This window comes from Clostridium beijerinckii, from assembly GCF_008705175.1.
GTDB classification, from domain to species: domain Bacteria; phylum Bacillota; class Clostridia; order Clostridiales; family Clostridiaceae; genus Clostridium; species Clostridium beijerinckii.
The window spans coordinates 4,080,910-4,103,887 of record NZ_CP043998.1; the positions used below are offsets into that span (position 1 = coordinate 4,080,910).

Annotated in this window: 21 protein-coding genes; 7 read left to right on the plus strand and 14 right to left on the minus strand. The window is 29.0% G+C overall.

The features are described from left to right. Positions 1–15 precede the first annotated feature (15 nt). Positions 16–537, plus strand: coding sequence for a TetR/AcrR family transcriptional regulator (locus tag F3K33_RS18420; protein ID WP_039771624.1), 522 nt, complete (start codon positions 16–18; stop codon positions 535–537). 125 nt (positions 538–662) lie between these two features. On the opposite strand, the gene F3K33_RS18425 is transcribed toward F3K33_RS18420, so the two are convergent. Next, on the minus strand, positions 663–1,226 hold the full coding sequence (locus F3K33_RS18425; RefSeq protein WP_039771622.1) for a flavodoxin family protein: 564 nt from the start codon (positions 1,224–1,226) through the stop codon (positions 663–665). A gap of 195 nt (positions 1,227–1,421) precedes the next feature. Between F3K33_RS18425 and F3K33_RS18430 the strand changes: the two genes are divergently transcribed. Continuing rightward, positions 1,422–1,799 (plus strand): winged helix-turn-helix transcriptional regulator, encoded by a 378-nt coding sequence (locus F3K33_RS18430; RefSeq protein ID WP_023974155.1) that lies wholly within the window; start codon positions 1,422–1,424, stop codon positions 1,797–1,799. 107 nt (positions 1,800–1,906) lie between these two features. On the opposite strand, the gene F3K33_RS18435 is transcribed toward F3K33_RS18430, so the two are convergent. Both F3K33_RS18435 and F3K33_RS18440 read right to left on the minus strand, forming a co-directional pair. Next, a complete protein-coding gene (locus F3K33_RS18435; protein ID WP_039771619.1) occupies positions 1,907–2,725 on the minus strand; it encodes a hypothetical protein in 819 nt (272 codons plus the stop codon). Beyond that, a complete protein-coding gene (locus F3K33_RS18440) occupies positions 2,718–3,299 on the minus strand; it encodes an RNA polymerase sigma factor (RefSeq protein ID WP_012059792.1) in 582 nt (193 codons plus the stop codon). The genes F3K33_RS18435 and F3K33_RS18440 overlap by 8 nt, the downstream gene beginning before the upstream one ends. 312 nt (positions 3,300–3,611) lie before the next feature. On the opposite strand from F3K33_RS18440, the gene F3K33_RS18445 reads away from it, so the two are divergent. Both F3K33_RS18445 and F3K33_RS18450 read left to right on the plus strand, forming a co-directional pair. Continuing rightward, positions 3,612–4,901 (plus strand): DUF4179 domain-containing protein, encoded by a 1,290-nt coding sequence (locus F3K33_RS18445; protein WP_039771617.1) that lies wholly within the window; start codon positions 3,612–3,614, stop codon positions 4,899–4,901. Positions 4,902–4,967: 66 nt separating this feature from the next. Further along, positions 4,968–6,212 carry a DUF4179 domain-containing protein gene (locus F3K33_RS18450; RefSeq protein ID WP_039771615.1) on the plus strand — a complete coding sequence of 415 codons (1,245 nt, stop codon included), beginning with the start codon at positions 4,968–4,970 and terminating at the stop codon, positions 6,210–6,212. Between the two features lie 259 nt (positions 6,213–6,471). Here the strand turns inward: F3K33_RS18450 and F3K33_RS18455 are convergent, their stop codons facing one another. The 6 genes from F3K33_RS18455 to F3K33_RS18480 all read right to left on the minus strand — a co-directional run bounded on the left by F3K33_RS18455 (position 6,472) and on the right by F3K33_RS18480 (position 13,582). After that, positions 6,472–8,466 (minus strand): methyl-accepting chemotaxis protein, encoded by a 1,995-nt coding sequence (locus F3K33_RS18455; RefSeq protein WP_039771614.1) that lies wholly within the window; start codon positions 8,464–8,466, stop codon positions 6,472–6,474. 505 nt (positions 8,467–8,971) lie between these two features. Continuing rightward, entirely contained in the window at positions 8,972–9,823 is an 852-nt protein-coding gene (locus F3K33_RS18460) for an alpha/beta fold hydrolase (RefSeq protein ID WP_012059796.1), read from the minus strand. 17 nt (positions 9,824–9,840) lie between these two features. Continuing rightward, positions 9,841–10,203, minus strand: a complete 363-nt coding sequence (locus F3K33_RS18465; protein WP_012059797.1) for a DUF4180 domain-containing protein — start codon at positions 10,201–10,203, stop codon at positions 9,841–9,843. Between the two features lie 15 nt (positions 10,204–10,218). Then, on the minus strand, positions 10,219–10,707 hold the full coding sequence (locus F3K33_RS18470; RefSeq protein WP_039771611.1) for a helix-turn-helix domain-containing protein: 489 nt from the start codon (positions 10,705–10,707) through the stop codon (positions 10,219–10,221). A 478-nt stretch (positions 10,708–11,185) separates the two neighbouring features. Further along, entirely contained in the window at positions 11,186–12,217 is a 1,032-nt protein-coding gene (locus F3K33_RS18475) for an epoxyqueuosine reductase (RefSeq protein ID WP_012059799.1), read from the minus strand. A gap of 186 nt (positions 12,218–12,403) precedes the next feature. After that, complete coding sequence (locus F3K33_RS18480; RefSeq protein ID WP_017210352.1) at positions 12,404–13,582, minus strand: acetyl-CoA C-acetyltransferase; 1,179 nt, start codon at positions 13,580–13,582, stop codon at positions 12,404–12,406. A gap of 238 nt (positions 13,583–13,820) precedes the next feature. Between F3K33_RS18480 and F3K33_RS18485 the strand changes: the two genes are divergently transcribed. Further along, entirely contained in the window at positions 13,821–14,711 is an 891-nt protein-coding gene (locus tag F3K33_RS18485) for a LysR family transcriptional regulator (RefSeq protein WP_039771609.1), read from the plus strand. Positions 14,712–15,221: 510 nt separating this feature from the next. Here the strand turns inward: F3K33_RS18485 and F3K33_RS18490 are convergent. Both F3K33_RS18490 and F3K33_RS18495 read right to left on the minus strand, forming a co-directional pair. Continuing rightward, positions 15,222–15,578: a hypothetical protein gene (locus tag F3K33_RS18490; RefSeq protein WP_039770043.1), complete on the minus strand. Its 357-nt coding sequence runs from the start codon at positions 15,576–15,578 to the stop codon at positions 15,222–15,224. A 593-nt stretch (positions 15,579–16,171) separates the two neighbouring features. Then, on the minus strand, positions 16,172–16,936 hold the full coding sequence (locus tag F3K33_RS18495; protein WP_039770045.1) for an SDR family NAD(P)-dependent oxidoreductase: 765 nt from the start codon (positions 16,934–16,936) through the stop codon (positions 16,172–16,174). Positions 16,937–17,165: 229 nt separating this feature from the next. On the opposite strand from F3K33_RS18495, the gene F3K33_RS18500 reads away from it, so the two are divergent. Both F3K33_RS18500 and F3K33_RS18505 read left to right on the plus strand, forming a co-directional pair. Beyond that, positions 17,166–17,588 carry a MerR family transcriptional regulator gene (locus tag F3K33_RS18500; protein ID WP_012059804.1) on the plus strand — a complete coding sequence of 141 codons (423 nt, stop codon included), beginning with the start codon at positions 17,166–17,168 and terminating at the stop codon, positions 17,586–17,588. A gap of 388 nt (positions 17,589–17,976) precedes the next feature. Next, the gene (locus F3K33_RS18505; RefSeq protein WP_054249135.1) at positions 17,977–18,915 is read left to right on the plus strand and encodes a transposase; all 939 of its coding nucleotides are present in this window, start codon (positions 17,977–17,979) and stop codon (positions 18,913–18,915) included. A 323-nt stretch (positions 18,916–19,238) separates the two neighbouring features. Here the strand turns inward: F3K33_RS18505 and F3K33_RS18510 are convergent, their stop codons facing one another. The 3 genes from F3K33_RS18510 to F3K33_RS18520 form a co-directional block, all read right to left on the minus strand. Beyond that, positions 19,239–20,420, minus strand: a complete 1,182-nt coding sequence (locus tag F3K33_RS18510) for a cation diffusion facilitator family transporter (RefSeq protein WP_039773663.1) — start codon at positions 20,418–20,420, stop codon at positions 19,239–19,241. Between the two features lie 228 nt (positions 20,421–20,648). Further along, a complete protein-coding gene (locus tag F3K33_RS18515; RefSeq protein ID WP_039773662.1) occupies positions 20,649–22,010 on the minus strand; it encodes an MATE family efflux transporter in 1,362 nt (453 codons plus the stop codon). Positions 22,011–22,094: 84 nt separating this feature from the next. Then, positions 22,095–22,532, minus strand: a complete 438-nt coding sequence (locus tag F3K33_RS18520; protein WP_023974173.1) for a MarR family winged helix-turn-helix transcriptional regulator — start codon at positions 22,530–22,532, stop codon at positions 22,095–22,097. Positions 22,533–22,978 lie beyond the last annotated feature (446 nt).

Here is a 22,978-nt window from a genome sequence, read left to right on the forward strand (position 1 = left end):
AAGGGAGGTATTGTAATGGCAGCAACAAATCACTCACAAGCAATCAAAAAAGATACAAAGGATTTTATAACAATAGCTATGCTGCAGTTGCTTGCAACAGAAAAATTATCAGAATTAACAGTTTCACAAGTTTGTAAACGGGCAGGTGTAAGCCGCATAGCTTTTTACCGAAATTTTAACGATCTCGAGCAGATTTTGTATGAGTATTATCAACCAAAGATTGCAGCTGTATTTTATACGATTCATCAAAATCCATCCTTCTCTGATAAATTTGATATCCAATTAAAGTTTTTCAGTACCTTTAGTGATGATTTACTTTCATCTGTTGACCGTGGATATGAACCAATTATTCAGCAGATTTTTATAGAAGAAATAAACAAATTTTATGCTCCTGATAGTGGTGAATACTGGACAACTTTCATGTCAGCAGGCGTTTATGCTGTTTGGCGAAAATGGTTTCTAAGTGGACAGCAAAAACCGCTCCAAGAAATAATGGAATTCTTTAAGCAATTTGATACATTAAAAAAGACTTTTTAATATTTATGTTTAAATATTAAAAAAAGATAGAACAATTATCTCTAAATGTTCTATCTTCATTACGCTTTATTTTTTATAAATTTTATATTGATTTCCTATATTATCTATAATATTTTTATAGGATTTTATCCAACTAGATTTTCCCCAGCCTTAAATGCTCTTAAAGATAACTCCTCTAACGCTGTTAAATCAGGAACAAGTTCAGCTCCACAAACATGAATATTATCCTCTGATTTCCAGCCATATGTGTTGAAGATATTAGTAACATATTTAATACCTTCTGCACCTACTTCAGGATTTGAATTAGCTTGAGTAAATATTGTTACTACCTTTTTACCTGGATGTCTAGGTGTAATGGTGTTTCCATCATGGTCGATCAATGGAAATGTACGGTCTAACCAAACTTTTGCTTGACCTGTAATTTGATAGTAGTAGATTGGAGAACCAAATACAATGGCATCTGCTTCATTAATAGCCTCATACATTGGTTTAAGATAATCATTAATAGCACAACCATCATGGGTACGACAATAGAAGCAGCTTTGACATCCACGAATTCCAGCATCGTTTAAATTAAATTCTATAATCTCAGCACCTTTAGACTCAGCACCTTTTGCTACTTGTTCTAATAATTTTGAATTATACCCATTCTTTCTTGGACTAGCATTAAAAATAACTACTTTTGACATTTAATATCTCTCCTTTTAAATACAAATATTTCTTAAATTAGATTAACTATCTACTTACCATATTTATTCTCCTTCATTTGATATTTACTCAAATAAAAGTACTTGGTATAATTATTGTACTTAAATAAATTTATATTAACAAGAACGCAGAATTTAATGATTAGGTATTATTTTTCTTACCTAGGAGGATTAGATATGGCAAGCAAACAAGAATTAGAGAAATATTTAAATATAGTGAGAGAATCAGATTTTAATGAAAAATGCCCTATAAAAGATGCATTGGAAGTAATCGGAGGCAAATGGAAACTGAATATATTAGGGCAGTTACTAAGAAAAGACGTATGTCGCTTTAATCAATTAAAAAGAGACGTATCAGGAATAACAAATACAATGCTAGCAAATTCATTACGTGAACTCGAGAATGATGAATTAATTATTAGAAATCAATATAATGAAATGCCTGTAAGAGTAGAATACACCTTAACTGATAAAGGAAGAAATCTGTTACCATTACTTTATGAATTAACTATTTGGTGGGAGGATTATATAAAGAATAAAGAAATTTCAAAATAATATATTGAAATAAACCAGGCTACATTTTGGAATTTATATCCACAATGTAGCCTATCTTTACACATTCACTAAGCAAAGCCCGTCGTGTAATTCCTCAGATCTTATTTTTATCCTATAACTTCCTTTGCCATATTGATCATGTCATCCTTGCTTAGTTCAGTATAATCCATATTAATAATGCAATAAGATAGTCCATCTTCATACCACATAACTGATTGATTTTGACTAACCTTTATTTCATCTTTTTCACTTCCATATCCAATTTCAAGAAGCCCTTTATCTTGTAAATCTTTTTCTTCGTCTGTTGGTTTATATCCTTCTGGAACTGATTTGTATTGACTACTAGTATATATGATTTTAACTCCATTATATTCTACTTCAGAAGCATTTTTTGGCATGTTTCCATAAAAAGATTTGTCATCTGTTTTTTCAGCTGACATGGATAAAATTTGGCCCTTTTTAGAACCATCTTTTTTATAATCAAAATCTGCGCTTTTGTATTTTTCAGTAGCATCTCCTTTTTCATTACGGACTTCATTGTTTACATAATTAAATGTATCAAATTTAAATCCATTATTAAAGGATTCAACATATTTAGGGGTAAATCCAACAGTCTCGTTTACTTTATCTTTACTTGGAAAAGTTCTAATTTCAGTTAGATGAGATGATGAACCAAATATTCCAGAAAGATTAGTTGCTGCAACACATGTTACGGTTGTTGCAATAATGACCATTCCTGCAATTATGAATGTCTTTGGATTTAATAATTTATGTTTCATAGTAAAAACTCCTTTATTATCTTTATCTTTTAATATTTCATTTCTAATTCTGAAAAACATATTTTCAGATATTGAAGCATCATCTGCTTTATGAATTAAGGCTCCTCTAATTTTTTGATCTATATTTTCATCAAAATTTTTATCCATCAAGTCCCACCCTCTTTAAATTTCTATGATTATATTCATCGTTACATTTAATTAAACTGCTTTTTAATTTTTTTCTTGCACTATGAAGCCTGGATTTGACCGTTCCTTCAAAGCAGCCCATTACTTTTGCAATTTCGCTAACTGTAAGACCATTAAAATAATATAGAACTATTACTGTTTTTTGTTTTAAATCAAGCTTTTCAATTTCTGCATAAAGATTATTATTTTGCTCTTTTCTTAAATATTGCTCTATAGAAGTATCAATATTTTTTTCATCTAATTTTTCAAAAATGTTATCAACTGGCAGTGATTTTTTATCTTTTTTCGCATATCTCCACGCAATTCTCGTAAGCATTTTAAAAAACCATGATTTAAAAAATTCAGGATTTTTAAGACTTTTTATATTTTTATAACAGCTTATAAATGCTTCTTGTACAATATCTTCACTTGTATACTTGCTACCTGTAATAAGATATGAGTATTTGAATGATTCATTTTTATATATTTCAAACAATTCACCTAATGCGTTCATATCACCAGACTGGATTTTTATGACAAGTTCTTCTTCAGACACTTTGCTCTCTCCCTTCGATTCTTATCGATGCATCTATATATTAGAGACATTAAGTTATTAATTGGTTCATTTTTAGAAAAAATTTTTATCCCTTCAATTTATACCAGTGATATCCGTAATTTTATCTAAATTAACATCTATCTATAAATAATAAATAGAGTAGCATATTGATCTATTATTTTCTAGTTGCTCACTATGAGAATTATGGTAAATTTAAGATGAAAATTTTGAAGAAATGGTATACAATACCATTGAAGACAAAATTTCTTACAAAGTTTTACATACAAACTATAGTAAAGGAGATAGATATTTATGATAAATAAAAAATTGATCAAAACCCTTGGTCATATATTTGGAATCATGACATTTATGTTAGCTTCCGGTATAACTTATACGTCAGCTTTTGCTGATGATACTATAGCAACAACGGCACCCGCTACTGCTACAACCACTAGCGCGAGTGCTACTTATACAGATAATACAGCTACATCAATTAAAGATTATTCTATAACTATAAATAAAAGTTCAGAAGAAAATGGGATTAAGGTGACTGTTAATAGTGCACTATCTACAAAACATAATTTAAAAGTAACTCTTAAAATTGAAGGAATCACTGATCCTAAAGCAATTGAACATAATAATTCGCTTTTTGAAGTATCATATGGTGACAAAGATTACGGCTTTAACTCTACCTCTTCTAGACAATATGCAGATGATAAAACTATGTTTTTAACCTTAGAAAAAACTAATTATGAAGGTGAATATCCTGAAAGTGGAAACTTAAGAGTTGATGTAGTTCTTTCAAATTACAAAGTTAATATTGGCATGGATATACCTGTAGATTTCACTAATTCTATTAATAAAGTATTTACTAAAAATATTTCAGGCACAATACCTGAAATTAATTATACTTTGAAACAATTAGATTCAGATTCCATGGGGACAACCATAAGTTATACTGAGCCTAAACAAAATGAGGCTGATATTGATAACAATAATGATTTTTGGGATTCACAAATATTATTAAAAGTTGATAATAATTTTTATAAATTAGGCTCTAAAGGCGATAGCATTAGAGACGACGGAACAATTATTGGGCATTATACATCTAAATTGCCAGTTTATGATATTGTAAAAAACGGAAAGGATATAAGTATAATTCCAATACTTTATAAAGTATCAATGGATGACTCTGATATGATATCCGATAGTAGTAATAAAAACATTACCAATGATTCTGCAAACAACTTAAGTTATGAAAAAGAGTTCAGCTCTTCTAGCGGATTGAAAGGTACAATATATAATGTTGAAAGAAATGATAATAGTGTAAAGGTATATTGCAAAGGACAGTCTGAGTTAGAAAGTTTAATTATAGCAAGCAATATTTCTTTAAACTACAATCATGTTAAGGGACAAAAGTATACTACTATTTATAATTACAATAAGTTTGCAAGCTTTTATAAAGATCCAAAAGATTCCCTTGGCTACATTGTAGAATTTGATAATGTTGAAAAAGATAAAGCTGCTGCTTTAAATATTAGTTATATGCTAAAAGAAATTAGTACGTACAAAATGAGTGATGAAATAAAAACATCAAATTAATGAACTCTATATTGAATTTATGGAAAATTATATCAATACAAAAAATTATTAAAGTGAGGAGATTTTATGATAAACAAAAAAACAAATAAGTTATTAAGTTCCATGATTGGAGCTGCTTTAATGATCGGACTTATTCAAATGCCTGCCTTTGCTGTTGATAATGTACAAGCCCAATCGTCCTATGCAGTTAACTCTGGATTAATTGGAAATAACAATTCTGTTGAGCAAAATGGAGTCAAAATAACTCTAAATAGTGTTGTTGGGACAAAAAATAAACTCAAAGCTACAATCACAATACAGACCCCAACGCCTTTTGATAAAGATGACAGAGAAACAGCAAATGTTTTATTAAACTATGGCGAAAATAAATTTAATGGTGGAAGTACGTCATTTAGGCATCCAGATGACAAGACATTAGTTATAACCATTGAAGATAGATTTAATAAATCTGCATTACCTGAAAAAGGTCCTTTAAGAATTGATGTCGTAATGCAAAAATACAAGGTTAATGTTGGATTAGATGCAAACGTTGATTTTTCAGACTCATTAAAAAATTCAATGGAAAAGGATTATTCAATTAAAATTCCTCAATTTGATTCTACATTTAATAAGTTAGAATCCGATATTTTGGGCACTCATCTTTCTTTCACTGAACCGGAAGAAACTTCTTTAATGCGAAATAATGATGTATTAACCGAACATTCCTTTATCTTAAAAGCTGGAGATAAAATGTATTCGTTGAGACATTCTAACAGCTATTCATCTAGCAGTGATGAAAATGACAGGTCAATAGTAACTACTTATCAAGCAGAAGGAGCAACTTATGAAAAAATAAAAGATCAAACATCTATAAGCTTAATACCTATAAGCTTTACTATTAACTCAAAGGATCAAAAAAACTTATATAAAGAAGAACATAATGATAAAGACATGCAAACTATCAATAATGTAAGTTATGCCAAGACTTTTGATTTTTCTGATGGAAGTAAAGGCGAAATCTATAATATTCAAAGAGACGATAATAGCGTAAAAGTTTATCTAAAAGGAGTAAATGAAAAAGAAAGTTTATTACTTGCAAGTAGTTTGTTTATGGATTATAAAGATGAGAATAGTAAAAAAGATTATTATGATCATGATTATTACGACGGTAACGAACGCACTACTTTCTACAGAGACTCAAGTGATTCTTTAGGTTATATTGTAGAATTTAGTAATGTAAAAAAAGATGTAAATACTCAAATAAACTATGACCCAACCATAAGTTTAATTAATGCATTTACTGTTGGAGATGAAATCCAATTATCCAAGTAAATATATCAAATCTATAATCTAAATCTAAGCATATAATAATTACTGAAACAAATGAAGCCTCACTATAGTATCCAAATTATAGTGAGGCTTCATTTTATTAAGAATATTAAATTATTATCAAATATATAATTTCTTGCGTCTATTAATTTAAGAGACTCAAGAACATCTTAATGATTCATTCTATGAACAAAGTGTTTAAAACTTTAGAGATAGATTTCTCAAATTCAGATTCTATTATATACTATTAGAATTCTTTATTCTAAACTTTAAATTTATTTGCTTCTTCTATCATTTCATTAGTCATATCACTAAGCATTTGTGCAGAAGATGCTACTTCTTCTGTTGAAGCATTCACTTCCTCTGATGATGCTGAAATTTCTTCTGCTGATGCCGAGACTTCTACTGAAATTGAAGATAATCCATTTATTCTATTCAAAATGGCATTCTTATCATTTTCTATGTTATCAGCAGAACTTTTAACTGTTTCAATTTTAGGAATCACTTCATCCACTGCTTGTATTATTTTCTTGAAAGATGCTATTGAATTATCTATAATTTTACCTTGATTTCTCATTTCATCATCCATAGTAGTCGATTCCTGAACTATAATATCAGCATTGTTAGATATTAAACTTATTAATTTACTAATATTTTCAGATGATTCTTTTGATTGTTCAGCAAGCTTTCTTATTTCATCAGCAACTACTGAAAATCCTCTTCCTGCTTCTCCTGCCCTAGCCGCTTCAATAGCCGCATTTAGTGCCAATAAATCTGTTTGTTCTGCAATACTATTTATAAGGCTTGTAATCTCATTTATTTCGTTTATGTCTTTTCCAAGCGATATAACTTTACTATAAAACTCTTTAAATGAATTACTTACATTTATTACTGATTGATTTAATCCTTTCATTTCGCTACTGCTATCATTTGCCATTAAACTTATTTCTCTAGAATTCGAATCTACAACTTGTATCTCTTTAACCATTCTCGATAACTTATTACTAAATTCATCAAGAATATCTGTTATATTTATTAACTCTTCAGATTGATTGCTTGTCCCTTTCGCAACTTCAGATATTGCTTCTGCAACATTATGTGATACGCTTGCTATCTCTTCTGATATCGATGCTAGATTTTCTGATTGTGAATTAATATTTGAAGAATTTTCTTTCATTTTTTTAATCATTGTTCCTAAAGATTCTTGCATTGATTTCATTGCATTAGTCATAACACCGATTTCATCTTTTGAATTCAAATACCTAGTAGAAACTTCTTCACATAAATTACCTTCTGCTAGTAATTCCAAGTGCTTTGATGTAGACTTTATTCCTTTAGATATACTATTTGAAATTATGTATATTATACCAAGTCCAATTAATATGAATACTATGGATGATATCGCAACTGAAATTTCCAAAGTGCTTAATTCTGATAGTATTTCATTTTTTGTTATTGTTACCCCTACAGACCAATTAGTTTCTTTTACTGGAGCATAGCTTACAAACTTATCTACACCTTCATATTGATATTCGCCCAATCCTGTTTCTCCAGAGATCATTTTCCTTTCAATATTTGCTAACCCCTGTAAATTAGCATCCTTTTCTGCTGCCTCAATTCCATTATACATTTGAGTAACTAAGTCCCTATTTTTATGGGCTATTACTACTCCACTGTTATTTATCATAAATGAAGCGCCTGTTTGCCCAAACTTAACTTGATCTGTTAAATCACTTAAGTCATTACCATCTTGTGATTCCGCTAATACTCCTACAATCTCATTATTGTATTTAATGGGAACCGCATATATAACTAGAAGAGTTCCATCAGTTTTATTTATTAGCGGATCTGATACGCTCTTTGTACCACTCATAGCTTTCTTGAAATATTCCCTATCTTTTACATTAGATGTTAATCCTAATGTATTTATAAGATTTCCATCTTTATCTATATAACTTAGTCTATTACAACCAGTCCTTTTAACTTCACCTGAAAGAATCGATAATTTATCTTGTAATAAGCTATTAGGATTATTTATATCAGGTCTTGCAGCAATAGCCTCTAGTGAATTTAATTCTCCCTCAATTCTTCCTTGAATATTACTTGCAGTTTGCTCTGCAATTTTAGGTAAAGTCTTATTTAAATTTGACTTTAATCCATTTAATGAGCTTATAACAGAAACTATGCCTAATCCAATACATGCAATTCCTATTATCAGCCCAAAGAATACTGTTAATTTTGTTTTTATACTTCTCATAATATCCCCCTTTAATATAATTAATACTTGAACTTAAGATGATTAATCCTCTTTAATATCGATCCTAAATTCATATTTTATACAATTTTTTACCTAATAATATTATTATACCATCTTTTCATCAAAATTCGTATTATTATCATCATTGGTTTTCATGAAATATTTTGTTATTTTAAAATCATTCTTTATATTATTGGAAAAACATCTCTATACATGGTCAAATTTGCTCCCGCAAGTCATATTTCTTTAAATATTCCGTAGCAAACCTAAGATTTCTTATTATTTTTTAATAAAATTCATCATTACTGTTTTCATTTAATTCTAAGTTGCAGTTTGCCTATCTATAGGGTTAAAATAAAAAGACTCTAGGTTTAAATCCCTGAGCCTTTTTGCTTATATTTACTTTTTCAATCTAATTTAAGTTTTTTTATAATACTTGTATTCTTATATTCATTATTATTATATATATAAATACACCTGCTTCATTTTTAATGTAATAAAATATTTATTGATCACTAAAATTAAACCATTCTATTATCTTATTTACATCATTAACATTTGAATGTCCAGCCTTAGGTGAAATATTTATTTGCGCATGTGGAAGTAAATTACCTAAACGTCTTGCAGTCTTATCTGAATGTAACATTATATCCTTTGCTCCCACAAATAACACTGTTGGCATGGTTAATAGCTTTAATTCATTATCAGAAAATATAGGAATTGTCTCTTTTCTATAATTGAAGCTCTTTCCTATAAGCTTTTGATATTTTAACATTTCTTCTGGTATCGGCTGATTTCCATTAACTTTATAATATAATTTATCTATGCCTTTTTCTCCCAAAATCCCATAAGCAATAGCTTTAAAAATGAAAGATTTCTTTTGTGGGCCTACGCCAGAGGGGCAAAGCAATACAAGTTTAGATGCCATTTCTGGATAACTTACTGAAAACTTTATTGCCAGCCATGCCCCTAATGAAATCCCAATAATATTTGCTCTTTCAACTGATAAATTTTCAAAAACCTCCTTAAGCCATTCTGCATAAGAAGACCCACTTAATGAAGGACGGTTTTCATCACTTTTCCCAGGCTCACCCAACATATCTATAGCATACACTCTGTAAGTTTTAGAATACTCCTTTATATCTCTTAACCACATTACAGAATTCATGCCACTGCCATGCAGTAATATAAGAGGTGGATTACTTTTTTCACCGCTAGCTATAATAAACGTCTTTCCATATTTCGTATCTACATAAAACTTTTCATATGATAGTGCCAATTTTTGAAGGAATTTATCATAAAATTTTATAACATCATTTTTTCCTTCATTTGTTTTAAATACTTTGCCCATCTCCATCTATTTTCTCCTTAGTATCATAATTTCGAAATCCAACTTTCAGCTTCTGCAGTGTCCTTAAAAGTTCTAAAATTGTTTCCTTTGTTAGATTCCATGATCATTTCTTTAAATCTATCATTAAGTTTTTCTTCATTTTCTATAATAACTGCGACTTTCACGTGATAATTTATAAATTTTTGCAACGCCATACCCGCAATCCTAGTCTTAAGATTGAAAAAATCTTCAGATAATACATTTGAATGAAACATAATTGTATAAACGTCATTTTCCATACAAATAGATATACAATCCACCACATCTTGCTCTGAAGAAAGTTTCCATACTTCAGAAGCAAATTCTATATATTTAACATTATTTTTATTTACCACTTTATAATTCAAAACATTCACTCTCCTCTATATATTAGTTTGTTCCACAAGCATAGAAATAGATTTTAGCATTTCTTCAATGAAGCTTACATTCCCCCATAATAAAACCCTTAGCCTGTTTTCTTTTTCATCATATTTCATATTAATTGTTGATTTCCCCATTTTAGGGTCTTTACAATTCATTACTGCTATAAGCGTATTTGATATTCTAAAGTATTGTTCTTTATCCACATCATTTATATCAACAACAGTAGATACATTTATTTTTTGTTTTTCGGTTTCTTTAACTTCTCCATTAGTAAGAAAATCAATACTTGATTCATCACTTGCTTTTTTATTATTTATATTAACATTATTCTTTTCCATAAAAAGACTTAAATCATGACCAGAAATTCTCCATTGCTTTCCCACTTTACTTGCAGCAAGTTTTCCTTCTGTTATAAACTTTCTAATAGTTTTATGATGCATGCCTAATATTTCTGCTACTTTATCTATTGTATAAAATTGATTCTCCATAAAAAATCTACCCTTTCAAAATTGATCTATGGTAAAATTATAATAATTCTTTTTACTTATGTCAAGTATTTTATTGTATTTTGTTATACTTTGTTGCACTTTACTGAACCATAATATAAAAAATCTCACTACATTATTGCCTTTTCTCAACTACAATTTAGTAAAATTTATATATAATGCAATTCACGATGCACATTTTACAATTACGGCTAAAATTCTTGTAATATTCTTAGAATTATGATAAAGAATTAGTTTTGCAATATATAAATCTTTATATTCACAACATTTATCATAAATTTTCTTGCATAAACAAAATAATAAGAAGGAGAACCACATCCACAATCCGGACTTGGTTCTCCTCCATTACTTAAATATATTATTAAATTGCAATTTATAAAGTAAACTTAACTTATGCACATTTATTGAGTAGTAACAGTGTAAGCGACCATCATTAAATAACTTCTTTGGTTTTAAAAAATTATTTTAAGTTCAATTTTTCAATTGCCCACTCTGCCATTTCTCGTACCTTTGAATTACTATCATTACAAGCATACAGTATATGTTCTTTATATTGCTCTTTATAGTCATTTACCATTACATTAATAGCATTAACTTTCCATTTCCAAACACTTGATTTATCTATATACCAAAACTTAGGCTGCATAACTTCTTCTAAAAATTTATAATCCATTTTGATTATTTTTTCTAGAGATATTTGTTCACTTAACTCCTGCAGATTAGGAAATTCTTCTGTTTCCTGCCAACGATTTTTATTCATAGGGCATGCATCTTGGCAAGCATCACATCCATAAACCCAATTTCCTATTTCTTCTCTATATTTTTCATTAGTCATATCTCTTCCCATAAATGTAGTTATACAAGATACACATGCTATAGGATTCATTGTATATGGTTTTGATAATGAAGCTGAAGGGCATGCCTTTATACATAGATTGCATTTATCAGAACAAGGTCTTACATTTGGTATTTCTACTGCTTCTAATTCCTTATCAATAAGCCATGCATCCAAATACACTGATGAGCCATTTTCAGTATAAAAGAAATTATTCTTTCGAACTATTCCAAGTCCAGCTTTCATAGCTGCAAAGCGTAGTGGTACAAGGCCAAAACCTCTTTCAGTTTCTGCTCTAAGCCCTAACTCTTGCATATATTCTTCAAATTTTACGCTATCTTGAAAATCTTTAGAATTCTTATCTTTTCTTGCATCAACCAAATAGTATTTTGCAATCATGCCTTTTAAATGTTCTGGAATATGATATTTGCCATATCTTCTTACACATATTACAATTGATTTTGCCCAAGGATAAGTATCTTGCAATTGTGTAAAACGATATTGACCTTGATAAAAACCTTTGGACTCTGGAACACGTTCAACCCGTTCATCAAGTCTTTCTTTATAGCCATCTATATCAGATATTTTAATGATTCCACACTTTTCATATCCTAAATTTAATGCTGCACTTTTTATTTTATCTGCTAATAAAGTCATTTTCTCTACACCCTTTCTTAAGTTAGGTAAAAAGATAATAAATTATATATGTTGCAATTTAATTTCTATATTTAACTCTTTATTGAACTCTGTGTTTACTAGAATAATAAATGTAAATTTATTATTGCAACATATATAGTATGCTTGTTTGTTATTTATTTCACATATCCTAATTAATGATTATAATTATTCTCTTTCAACTATTAAGGCAGTTCCTTGACCTCCACCAATGCACAATGTTGCAAGTCCTTTTTTTGCATCTCTTTTTTCCATAGCATGTAGCAAAGTTACTAAAATACGTGCTCCAGATGCACCAATAGGATGTCCAAGAGCTATGGCTCCCCCATTAACATTTACTTTATTCATATCTAAGTTTAAATCTCTAGCTATTGCTATACTTTGTGATGCATAGGCTTCATTTGCTTCGATTAAATCTAAATCCTCAGCTTTTAAATTGATTTTATCTAAGGCAGCTTTTGTTGCATAAAATGCACCATATCCCATTATTGCTGGGTCTAATCCTGCTGATCCATAAGAAGTGATTTTAGCAAGTGGCTTTATCCCTAGAGCTTTAGCTTTATCTGCACTCATAATTACTAATGCTGCTGCTCCATCATTTAATCCAGATGCATTACCTGCTGTAACTGTACCATTTTCTTTAAAAATAGGTTTAAGTTTTTTTAATGCTTCTATAGTATTGCCAAACCTAGGGAATTCATCTTGATCAAATATTATTTCACCTTTTTTAGTTTTAATTACTACAGGAACTATTTCATCTTTGAATTCTCCACTCTTGATAGCTTTTTCAGCTTTTTGTTGTGACAAAAGTGAAAACTCGTCTTGTTCTTCTCTTGTTACATTCCATTTCTCAGCTACGTTTTCTGCTGTTACTCCCATATGATAATCATTGAATGCATCCCATAAACCATCTTTTATCATTTCATCAATGAATTCTCCATGTCCCATTCTTTGTCCCCATCTTGCATTATCAAGTAAAAATGGTGCACTAGACATGTTTTCCATACCACCTACTACGATAGCATCAGCATCACCAGCTTTTATAATTTGTGCTGCTAAACTTATAGCTCTTAATCCTGAGCCACAAACCTTATTAATTGTAAATGCAGGTATTTCTACAGGTAGTCCAGCTTTCACAGCTGCTTGCCTTGCTGGGTTTTGTCCAAGGCCTGCTTGAAGCACATTTCCAAAGATAACTTCATTAATTTCCTCTGGTTTAATATTTGCTCTTTTAACAGCTTCTTTTATTACTATTGCACCTAATTCAACTGCTGGTACATCCTTTAAAGTCTTCCCATAAGCTCCAATTGCAGTTCTTACTGCACTTACTATTACTACATCTTTCATTTCTTATTCCTCCCATATTGAAAAGTTTATTTGTTATTTTTTTAACAAATTTTGATATAAAAAATTTATTCGCATTAATTATTTAATAATGTTCATAAAACTTAATAGTTTAATTTGCAGCTGCTCTATGACTTTATATTATCAGATGATTATATATTTGTAAAATTGATATATTCGAATTGACAATTCGATTTTTTCAATATATCATTGAATTAACATAAAGATCGGAGTGAAATTAATGGATATAAGACATTTCAAAACTTTTAAAAGTATTATAGAAGAGGGTAATTTTTCAAATGCAGCAATGAAATTAGGGTATACTCAATCTACTGTTACCTCACAAATTCAGCAACTAGAGCATGAACTCTCAATAAAATTATTCGAAAAAATTGGGCGTAATATGGTATTAACTCCTTTAGGAAAAGAATTAATACCATACGCCGATGAATTACTTAATACAGTGAAAAAGATTGAAAGCATTGGTAAATATGGCGATAACATCACAGGCGAATTAAAAATTGCTGTTGCAGAATCTTTAATGTCTTATAAATTACAAAATGTATTAGCTATGTTTAAGGAAAAAGCCCCTAATGTAAGACTTTCTATGGTTGCGCTCAATTGCTATGACATAAAAAATATGTTAGCCAGTGGTGAAATAGACCTTGGCTTGATGTATAATGTGGGAAGTAAAAATGAAAGTTTAAATGCTGTGAAGCTTTCTGATTTTGATGTAGCTTTAGTATGCTCCCCTCAATTTGAACAAGAAAAATTAGATTTCAGTACCCCTAACCAAAAAATAAATACAAGCCTTATCATCAATGAAGTTGAATCCATTTATCGAAAAATACTTGAAAGTTATTTTTTTGATAAAAATATATTCCTAGATAACACAATCGAACTTGGCAGCATTGAGGCGATAAAAAAATGTGTTGCAAGTAATCTTGGAATTTCGTTTTTACCTCGTTTTACAATAGAGGAGGAGCTTGAAAATGGTAAATTAAAAGAACTCAAAGCAGGCGACTTAAATGCTAAAATCACAGCAATATATGCTCATCACAAGAATAAGTGGATCAGCCCTGCAATGTCTTTATTTATTGAATTGGTGAGAAAAGATTTTAATATTCAATAACTATAGATATACAGCTTTAAAACTAAATTTATGTGGTAACTTACCGAAATCATAAATATTTTGATTCCGAAAAGCTATGAAAATATCGCTGAAAGTTCTAAGCAGCAGGTTGTATCCACTTTAGCATGCTCCAACTTTCAGTTTGACAAGCTAAAATGGAACAACCTACAGCTAAGAACCTTTAACAGCTCATTTTCAAATGTTTTCTCCACAAATATATTTATGATTTCTAGTGAAGATATGAACTCAAAGTTTTAGAAAATTCGTAAATATATTCATCTAATAAGTCTGATTATTGAATTGGATATCTATATTTCTATATAAAATTTTACCCACCAGAATATATGACTTTTCTGGTAGGTTCATTTTATCACTTACGTTATGCTTAAGCTATACGTCAATTTTTTATTCTTACAAATTTTGTATTTTTCTTCTACTATATATTTAGATCCTTGGGATAACTCCCCTAAATTGAGCCTATCATTATTAATAGTCTACCTAATTTACCATTCAACGTTTTTTATTTTCTAGGTAGGTGATAATATCTTCTACATATCCATCATTAAACTCTGTCTCTCTTAATATATAATAATTGTTTTTATTTATACCATCTATATCAACCTTGTCTTTTATATATGGAGATATTAAGAGTAATGTATCTTCATCCTGAATTAAATTTTTTAGGTCATCATATGTAGAATCAACATGAACTTTATAATCCATATTTTTTTCTTTCAATTTTTGATTTAACTTTTCTTTCAGAGTTTCAGAAAGAGATTTTTTAAAAATATTTAATCCTCCATCCATTCCAAAGGGATTTGGTCTAGCCCCTACTATTACTTTGGCGATGATAATAATATTTTTCAATTTTATTTCCTCCAATATTTTCTCATATACTATATAATACCATAAATTTAATTAAACCCCATGCTATTTATCAAATGTAGTAATGAAATTAGAGTATATCCAATCTACTGTTAATTCACGAATTTACCATCTATAACAATGACTATCAATCAAGTTATTAGCCCAAATTGGACTTCATCACTCCAAACAAAAAAATAGTAGCCCAATGATTACTCATGGATAGCTACTAATTTTTTAACTATTATAAAATTATAGTGATACCAGTTGCCTAAGCAACTAGAATTATATATTATATGGTTTTAAAACATATTTCCGCATGTTTATTTGCCAAATTGTTCTTCCGTAATATCAAGTGTCGAAAGGTTACCAGCGCCACTTTACTTTTCAAATTAGTCAACGCATATTACTCCTTTTATCTAAAATCTCATAATATAGATTTTAGTCCAATCAGAGTATTATTATCTGTAGCTTTTACATCGGTATTTAGCGAAACAGATGCCAACGGAGTAACTATGGATTTCTAGAATCCATATATACACTCTTAATCAACGCAAGCTTATAATCTCTTGTTGATCAAGAATAGTATCTTTTAATTATAGTAAAGTACCGCCAGATGCTTCAATACGTTGACCTGTAACCCATCCCATTTCATCCGTGCATAGACTAGCGACAACACCTCCAATATCAGAAGCTTCTCCAATTCTTCCTAGTGCAGCATGAGAACCAACAATATCTTTCAAACCTGGATTTTTAATATAAGTATCTCCACTAAATTCAGTGTTAACAGCTCCAGGCGCTATAGTATTCACTCTTATACCTCTAGCTCCTAATTCTACAGCTAAATATCTAGAAAAAACTTCTACTGCACCTTTTGCAGAAGCATAAAGTCCAGAACCTGGGAATGTAAAGCGAGTTAATCCTGTTGAAGTGTTCACAATTCCACCTTTGTCAGCAATAAGCGGAATTAGTTTTTGTGTCAAAAAGAAAACTCCTTTAAAGTGTATATTAACTATTTTGTCAAATTCCTCTTCTGTAACTTCTAAAATAGGAGTGTGATTTGAGATCCCAGCATTATTAATTAAAAAATCAAACTGCTCTCTATTCCATTTATCCTTTAAAACATCTGATAACTTATATGCAAAGGAATCAAAGGAAGATATATTACTTACATCAAGCTGAATAGCAGCAGCTTTACCACCATTTGCTTCAATTTCTTTTACAACTTCATCTGCTTTTTCTTTTTGATTATTGTAAGTGATAATTACATCTATTCCTTTTTTAGATAATGATATTGCAGAATTTCTGCCAATTCCACGACTTCCACCTGTAACTAATGCAATTTTATTATTTGGGTTCATAAAAACCTCTCCTTTAAATATTTATTAACCATTTAGAAATTAATATCTCATTATTTATACCGCTACTTATATTTCAAAGACAGTATTTCCTTAGTCATCAGTTTTAATATTAATCCAAGAAGGTATAAGTTACTTGAAATTTAATTTCCTATGATTTATACTCATGTTAATACCTAGAGATATCTCTAGGTCAAGCTTTTTTCAATAAATTTTAAAGGGGATTTTAAAATTGACTTATACAATAAAAGATATATCAAAAATGTTTGGAATTTCTATATATACAATTCGTTTTTATGACAAAGAAGGACTTCTACCATTTGTCATGAGAAATAAGTCTGGAAACAGAGTTTTTACTGAATCAGACGTAAGTCTGTTTAGAACAATTTGCTGTCTAAAGAATACTGGCATGCAACTTAAGGATATAAAAAAGTATATTGATTTCTGCATGGAAGGTACTAGCACCATAGATTCACGAAAAGAATTACTTTTAGAACATCAAGAAGTAATTTTAAATCAAATAAATGAACTCAATGAAAATTTAGACCTTATTCATTTTAAAATAGAAAGGTATTCATCTCCTGACTCAGTCCAAATTATTAACGAAGAAAGGAAAAAATTTTATGATGAAAAACGTAAAAATAACTTGTTATAGTAATCAAACTTGTTCCACTTAAACCTCTTGCTTCCTCTAAATATTTACATATGTACTATAAAACAGTTTTAATAGTACATATTTATATTTGAAACTATTCTCCTATAAACATATAATAAGTTATAAAATGATTCATATGTAAATCTATTATAATTCTTCATAAAAATTATAATAGATGAAATATTCAATGTTAAGTTTATTAATTCTTCTAAAGAAACAATCTCCCTGCACATACTGTATATTCATAATAACTATCTACTCCCTTAAGTTTTAACTAAATTATAGGTTGTTGAATAAACAGAATTTGTAAAAAATAAATAAGTCATCCCTTTGTGATATAATAATTTCGCGAAAAACCCAAATATATCACATAAGGAATGACTCAAATATGATTATATCATCAAATATTAAAAGTGAAAATGACCATTATAAAATTTTTGAAGCTGTTAAAATTGCATTTGCTAAATTAAATTCGAATATTAAAAGTACTAAAGGGCGACCACGTAAGTATTCAGATGAACAAATAGTTGCATGTATATTATATGGCGTTAAAAGTAGTATTTTCAGTTTAAGAGAGCTTGAATATCGTATAAAGCAAGACTATGTGTTTCAGTCTATAATTCAACTCAATCAAGTACCAGATTATTCTACATTCTCATTAAGAACTAAAATTTTAGAGAAACATATATATTATGGTATTTATGCTATGCTTGTTGAACTTATCAATCCTGAAACTAGACTGTGTGCAATAGATGGAACTGCTTTAAGAAGTTCAAAATACGATAGCGAAGCTAAATCCGGTAAGGGTACCCGCCTTGGATATTATAAAGGTTATAAATTACACTGTATTGCAGCAGTTAGTGATATTATAATTCCTCTAGTTTTTTATTTAACAACAGCTAATGTTTATGATAATCAAGTCTCAGATTTACTATATGAAGCTAAAATTTATAATCCATTTTTAATACTTGCAGATGCAGCATATGATTCATTAGAATGGTTTGAAATTGCTTCTAGCTTAGAATTTAATTTGTTAACTGATATAAATATGCGTAAGGCTAAAAGTATTGAGTCATTTACTGATAAACGATATGAAAATGCTTTGTTTATTCAATCTCCTATTGGATCAAAATTATATAAAAACAGATTGAAAATAGAGCAATTATTCTCTGTATTAAAGGGATTATATAACTTAGAAAACCCAAGGCTTTATGGGCAAGCCCGATACGAACGTCATATAAAATGGGTCTTATTAGCGTACTTAATAGATGAATTTAACAAAAAGCAGCAAGGAATAAAAACTAGAAAATATCCTTGGAATATATAATTTCTAAGAATATTTTCTTAAATAACCATTTGTAAAAATTAGTTATTCAACAACCTATAAATTATAATAAAATTATTATTTGCCAAAATACTTTTAATATGTATAACAATAAATTGATACACTTAACGTCAGCATCAGAAGTCATATTTCAAGCAATACTCATTTATGTGCTCTTTTTAATGGAGTAGGTAGTTTTTTATAAAGAGTATGTCGATATAATCTCCATTGAGGAGTAGAAGCATCGTCTCCAAAGAATTATAAATAGCCTTAAACATTTTATATCAATGTTTAAGGCTATCTATAGCATTTATTTTATATATCATTTAGTAAAACTCTCTATCGAAAGTAATGATACTCCTATAAGAAGGATTAATACTATATATGATATCTTGTATTTGAGCTTGTAGCTCCTTTTTTTCACTATCTTTAAAACTAGTCTTGTCCAATACCACATCAAATAATATAGTTTTTTCTTCACTTTTTCCAACAACTCTAAAATCATGCATAGATAATATACCTTTTATTACTTTAATCTTTTCATAAACTACTTCTTTTAAGGCTGTAATCTCAGGGCTGTCTGTATTAATTGGATCCATATGAATTGAAAGATATACATTCATTCGTTTACCAATTTCCTTCTCGGCCTTATCTATAATATCATGCAGTTCCATAATCGATATATTACTTGGAACCTCAGCATGCAAAGAAGCCATATATCTACCTGGTCCATAATTATGAATTACAAGATCATGTACTCCGCATATATATTTATAACTTATTACGCTGCTTTTTAGCTCTTCTACAAATTCCTTTTCTGGTGCTTTTCCAATTATAGTACCAAGCATTTCTCTTCCAAGTTCTATACCTGAATGGAGAATAAAGAGAGATACAATTAATCCTATATATCCATCAATAGGAAAAGTTGTAAACTTTGTAATAAGTAAAGAAAATGTAACCATAGATAGAACTAAGATATCAGTAAATGATTCTAATGCTGATGCTTTGAGTGCAGAGGAATCAATAACATTACCTATATAATTTGTAAATCTATTAAGAAAAATTTGCAATGGTATTGCACACAGCATGCAAATAAAACTTACTTTATCAAAAGGTATAGTTACAGGATGTAAAACACGTAAAAACGAGCTTCTTAGAAATTCAAATCCTACTACAAGTATGGCACCAGAAAATAAAAGTGCAGTTATATACTCTATTCTTCCATAGCCAAAAGGATGTTTATCATCTGCCGGACGATTTGCAAGTTTAAAACTAAATATTGTAACTAACGAAGATAATGCATCTGTTAGATTATGAAAAGCATCTGCCGTAATGGCTATACTGTTTAGAAATAAACCAATAACAATTTCTAGAATAAGAATAGAAGAATTTATTATTATCCCGACATTTCCTCCAAGAGTCCCGTAAGATTGCCTTACTGATTGGGAATTTACATTTTTGTGGTCTTTAACAAATTTTCTTATTAAAAAATCAAAAATAGATTTCATATATTTCGCCTTCCACCGTTTTATCTTATTTATTCCACGCATGTTTATATATGCGTTTAATCAATAAATTAACACTATAAACTAATTCAATAATTCAGCGTATTATTAAATATTATACCATAAAATTCCTTATACAGCATAATAAACAGCTCATATGCTAATGAGCTGTTTATCTTATATATATTTAGAGCAACTGATAGGCAAAAAAACTCATTTATTTAATTAATCCTAGTTTGCTACTACTTGATTATTTTTTATTTTATTATTAAAAATAATATATAGTATTGCTCCAGTTAAAAAGGTAATTATTTCTGTAATGGTCATAGACCATATAACACCATGCAATCCATAGAAATTATTCAATACTATTATGACAGGAATAAAAAGAATTCCTTGTGTAATTCCCATAATTGTTGATGGTATTCCTTGACCTGATGCTTGAAAAATTCCTGTAAATAATGTAGTAAATCCATTGAAAAGTGCGGAAATAAGCATGGCTGCCATGATATAAACTCCGACACTTAATACTGCTGAATCATTAGAAAACAGACGAATAATTACATTTCTAAAAATAAAAACTAAAGTAACAAATCCACCTGATAATCCTAAAATCCATAAAGCTGATTGCTTTATACTGTCTTTTAATCTCTTAAAGTTTTCATTAGAAAAATTATATGCAATTAAAGGGATAATTCCTAATGCGAGTCCCATTGCAAGGAATTCTGGTACTTGTACAAGTCTCAAGGCAATACCAAAACTAGCTACCACACTTTCTCCATATCTAATTGAATAATTATTCAAAAGAAGAGTTGTAATAATTAGAAAACCAGCTAGGAACAATTCAGAAACTCCAACTTTATATATCTCTATTTTATCTTTAAGGGAAATATTAAAATTCTTAATAAATCCTTTTAAATTCTCACTTTTTGTTTCCAAGTAGTAAATATAATAAATTGATGAAGCTATATTAGCTAAAATCATTGATACTGCTACTCCAATAACATTAAATTTAAATACTAGTATAAATAATGGGTCAAATATAAGACCAAAAATTGTACTTACAACCATTCCGAACATTGATTCTTTTGATGCTCCTTCTGCTCTCACAACTTGCTCCAATGCGAAGTTCATTATAATTGCAAAACCACCAATAAACATAGTTAAAGAATAACTTTTTGTATAATTAATAATAGCAGAAGTATCTGCCCCCAAAATCTTAACAATAGGATTAAGTGCTATTATAGCAATTATTCCAAGCAAAATTCCTATAATAATACTGCTATAAAAAGAATATCCAGCTATCTTCTTAGCTTTCTCTTTATCTTGTTTAGCAATAAGACGAGTTATAAATGTTCCGCCTCCAGCCCCTAACATATTTCCAAAAGCCATTAGTATAGTGAAGATTGGTAGTCCTAAAGTGATAGAAGTTAACATATCTGTATTGTTTAATAGTCCAATAAAAAAAGCATTAATAACGTTATATATTGTACCTACTGACATACCGATCATCATAGGAATAGATAAATGTGCAATTGCCTTAGTAATCGGTGCACTTTCTAAATAATATTCGTTTGAAAATTTTTGTTTCATAATTTCATCCTCCATAATAAGTATTATTAGAATTCGTATTCTTAGAATTCTAAGTTTTTAGTTATAAGTTATTATATTAATAACTTATAGATTTCTATCTACTTTCAATAACAAAGCTAACAAAGTTTCCTTCTCTTGTTCCGTCAAGTTTGCAATAATATTTTCCTCTGCCTCAGCTACCAATTTATTAAAATCTTCTATGAGTTCAGCACCTTTAGGCAGTACATATATATATTTTTGTCTCTCATTTTCTTTAGGAATTCTTCTTTCAATATATCCTTTTTTCTCTAATCCTTGCAGCATACTTGTAATACTTGCTTCTGTACGTTGAAAAACTTTTGCCAAATCTTTTTGAATAATACCACTGTCTTGATGTTCATAAATATAACCTATCATACGTCCTTGTTGAGAATTCAATCCTAACTTTTTAACTTTTTCATCAGAACTGAGTTTCATTTTTATCGCAATACTTCTAATTAATTGTGAATATGGTGTTTCTATAGAGTATTTAGAATTAGTCATTCAAATCCCTCCTAAACTTCACTTAGAATTCTAACTATTTATAGCTTAACAATTAGACCTTCAAGTGTCAATATTTATTTCTTATAATTATTTTTATATTTATAATATTTCTTTTTTTACATGCTATCTTTTACTTATGATGAGGTTCACCATTCATTATCCTAAATCATCTTCTAATATTAATTCTTTTTATCCCATTACATCAACTACCCATTCTAGACATTATGCGAAACTAATTTAGACTCTAAAAACATTTTTTTTGCAAAATAACTAAATTTATCCCACTGAAAAAAATTACTCTTTTCGAATTTATATAATATAGGTTTTAATTTAAGGTTATTAATCAAAATAATTTCAAAATTAAATCTTTATATTCCAAGTAAGTGTATTAACATGATTTTTTGGCTCTAAAGAGTCATGAATAAATACCTGTGAGTTGCACTCTC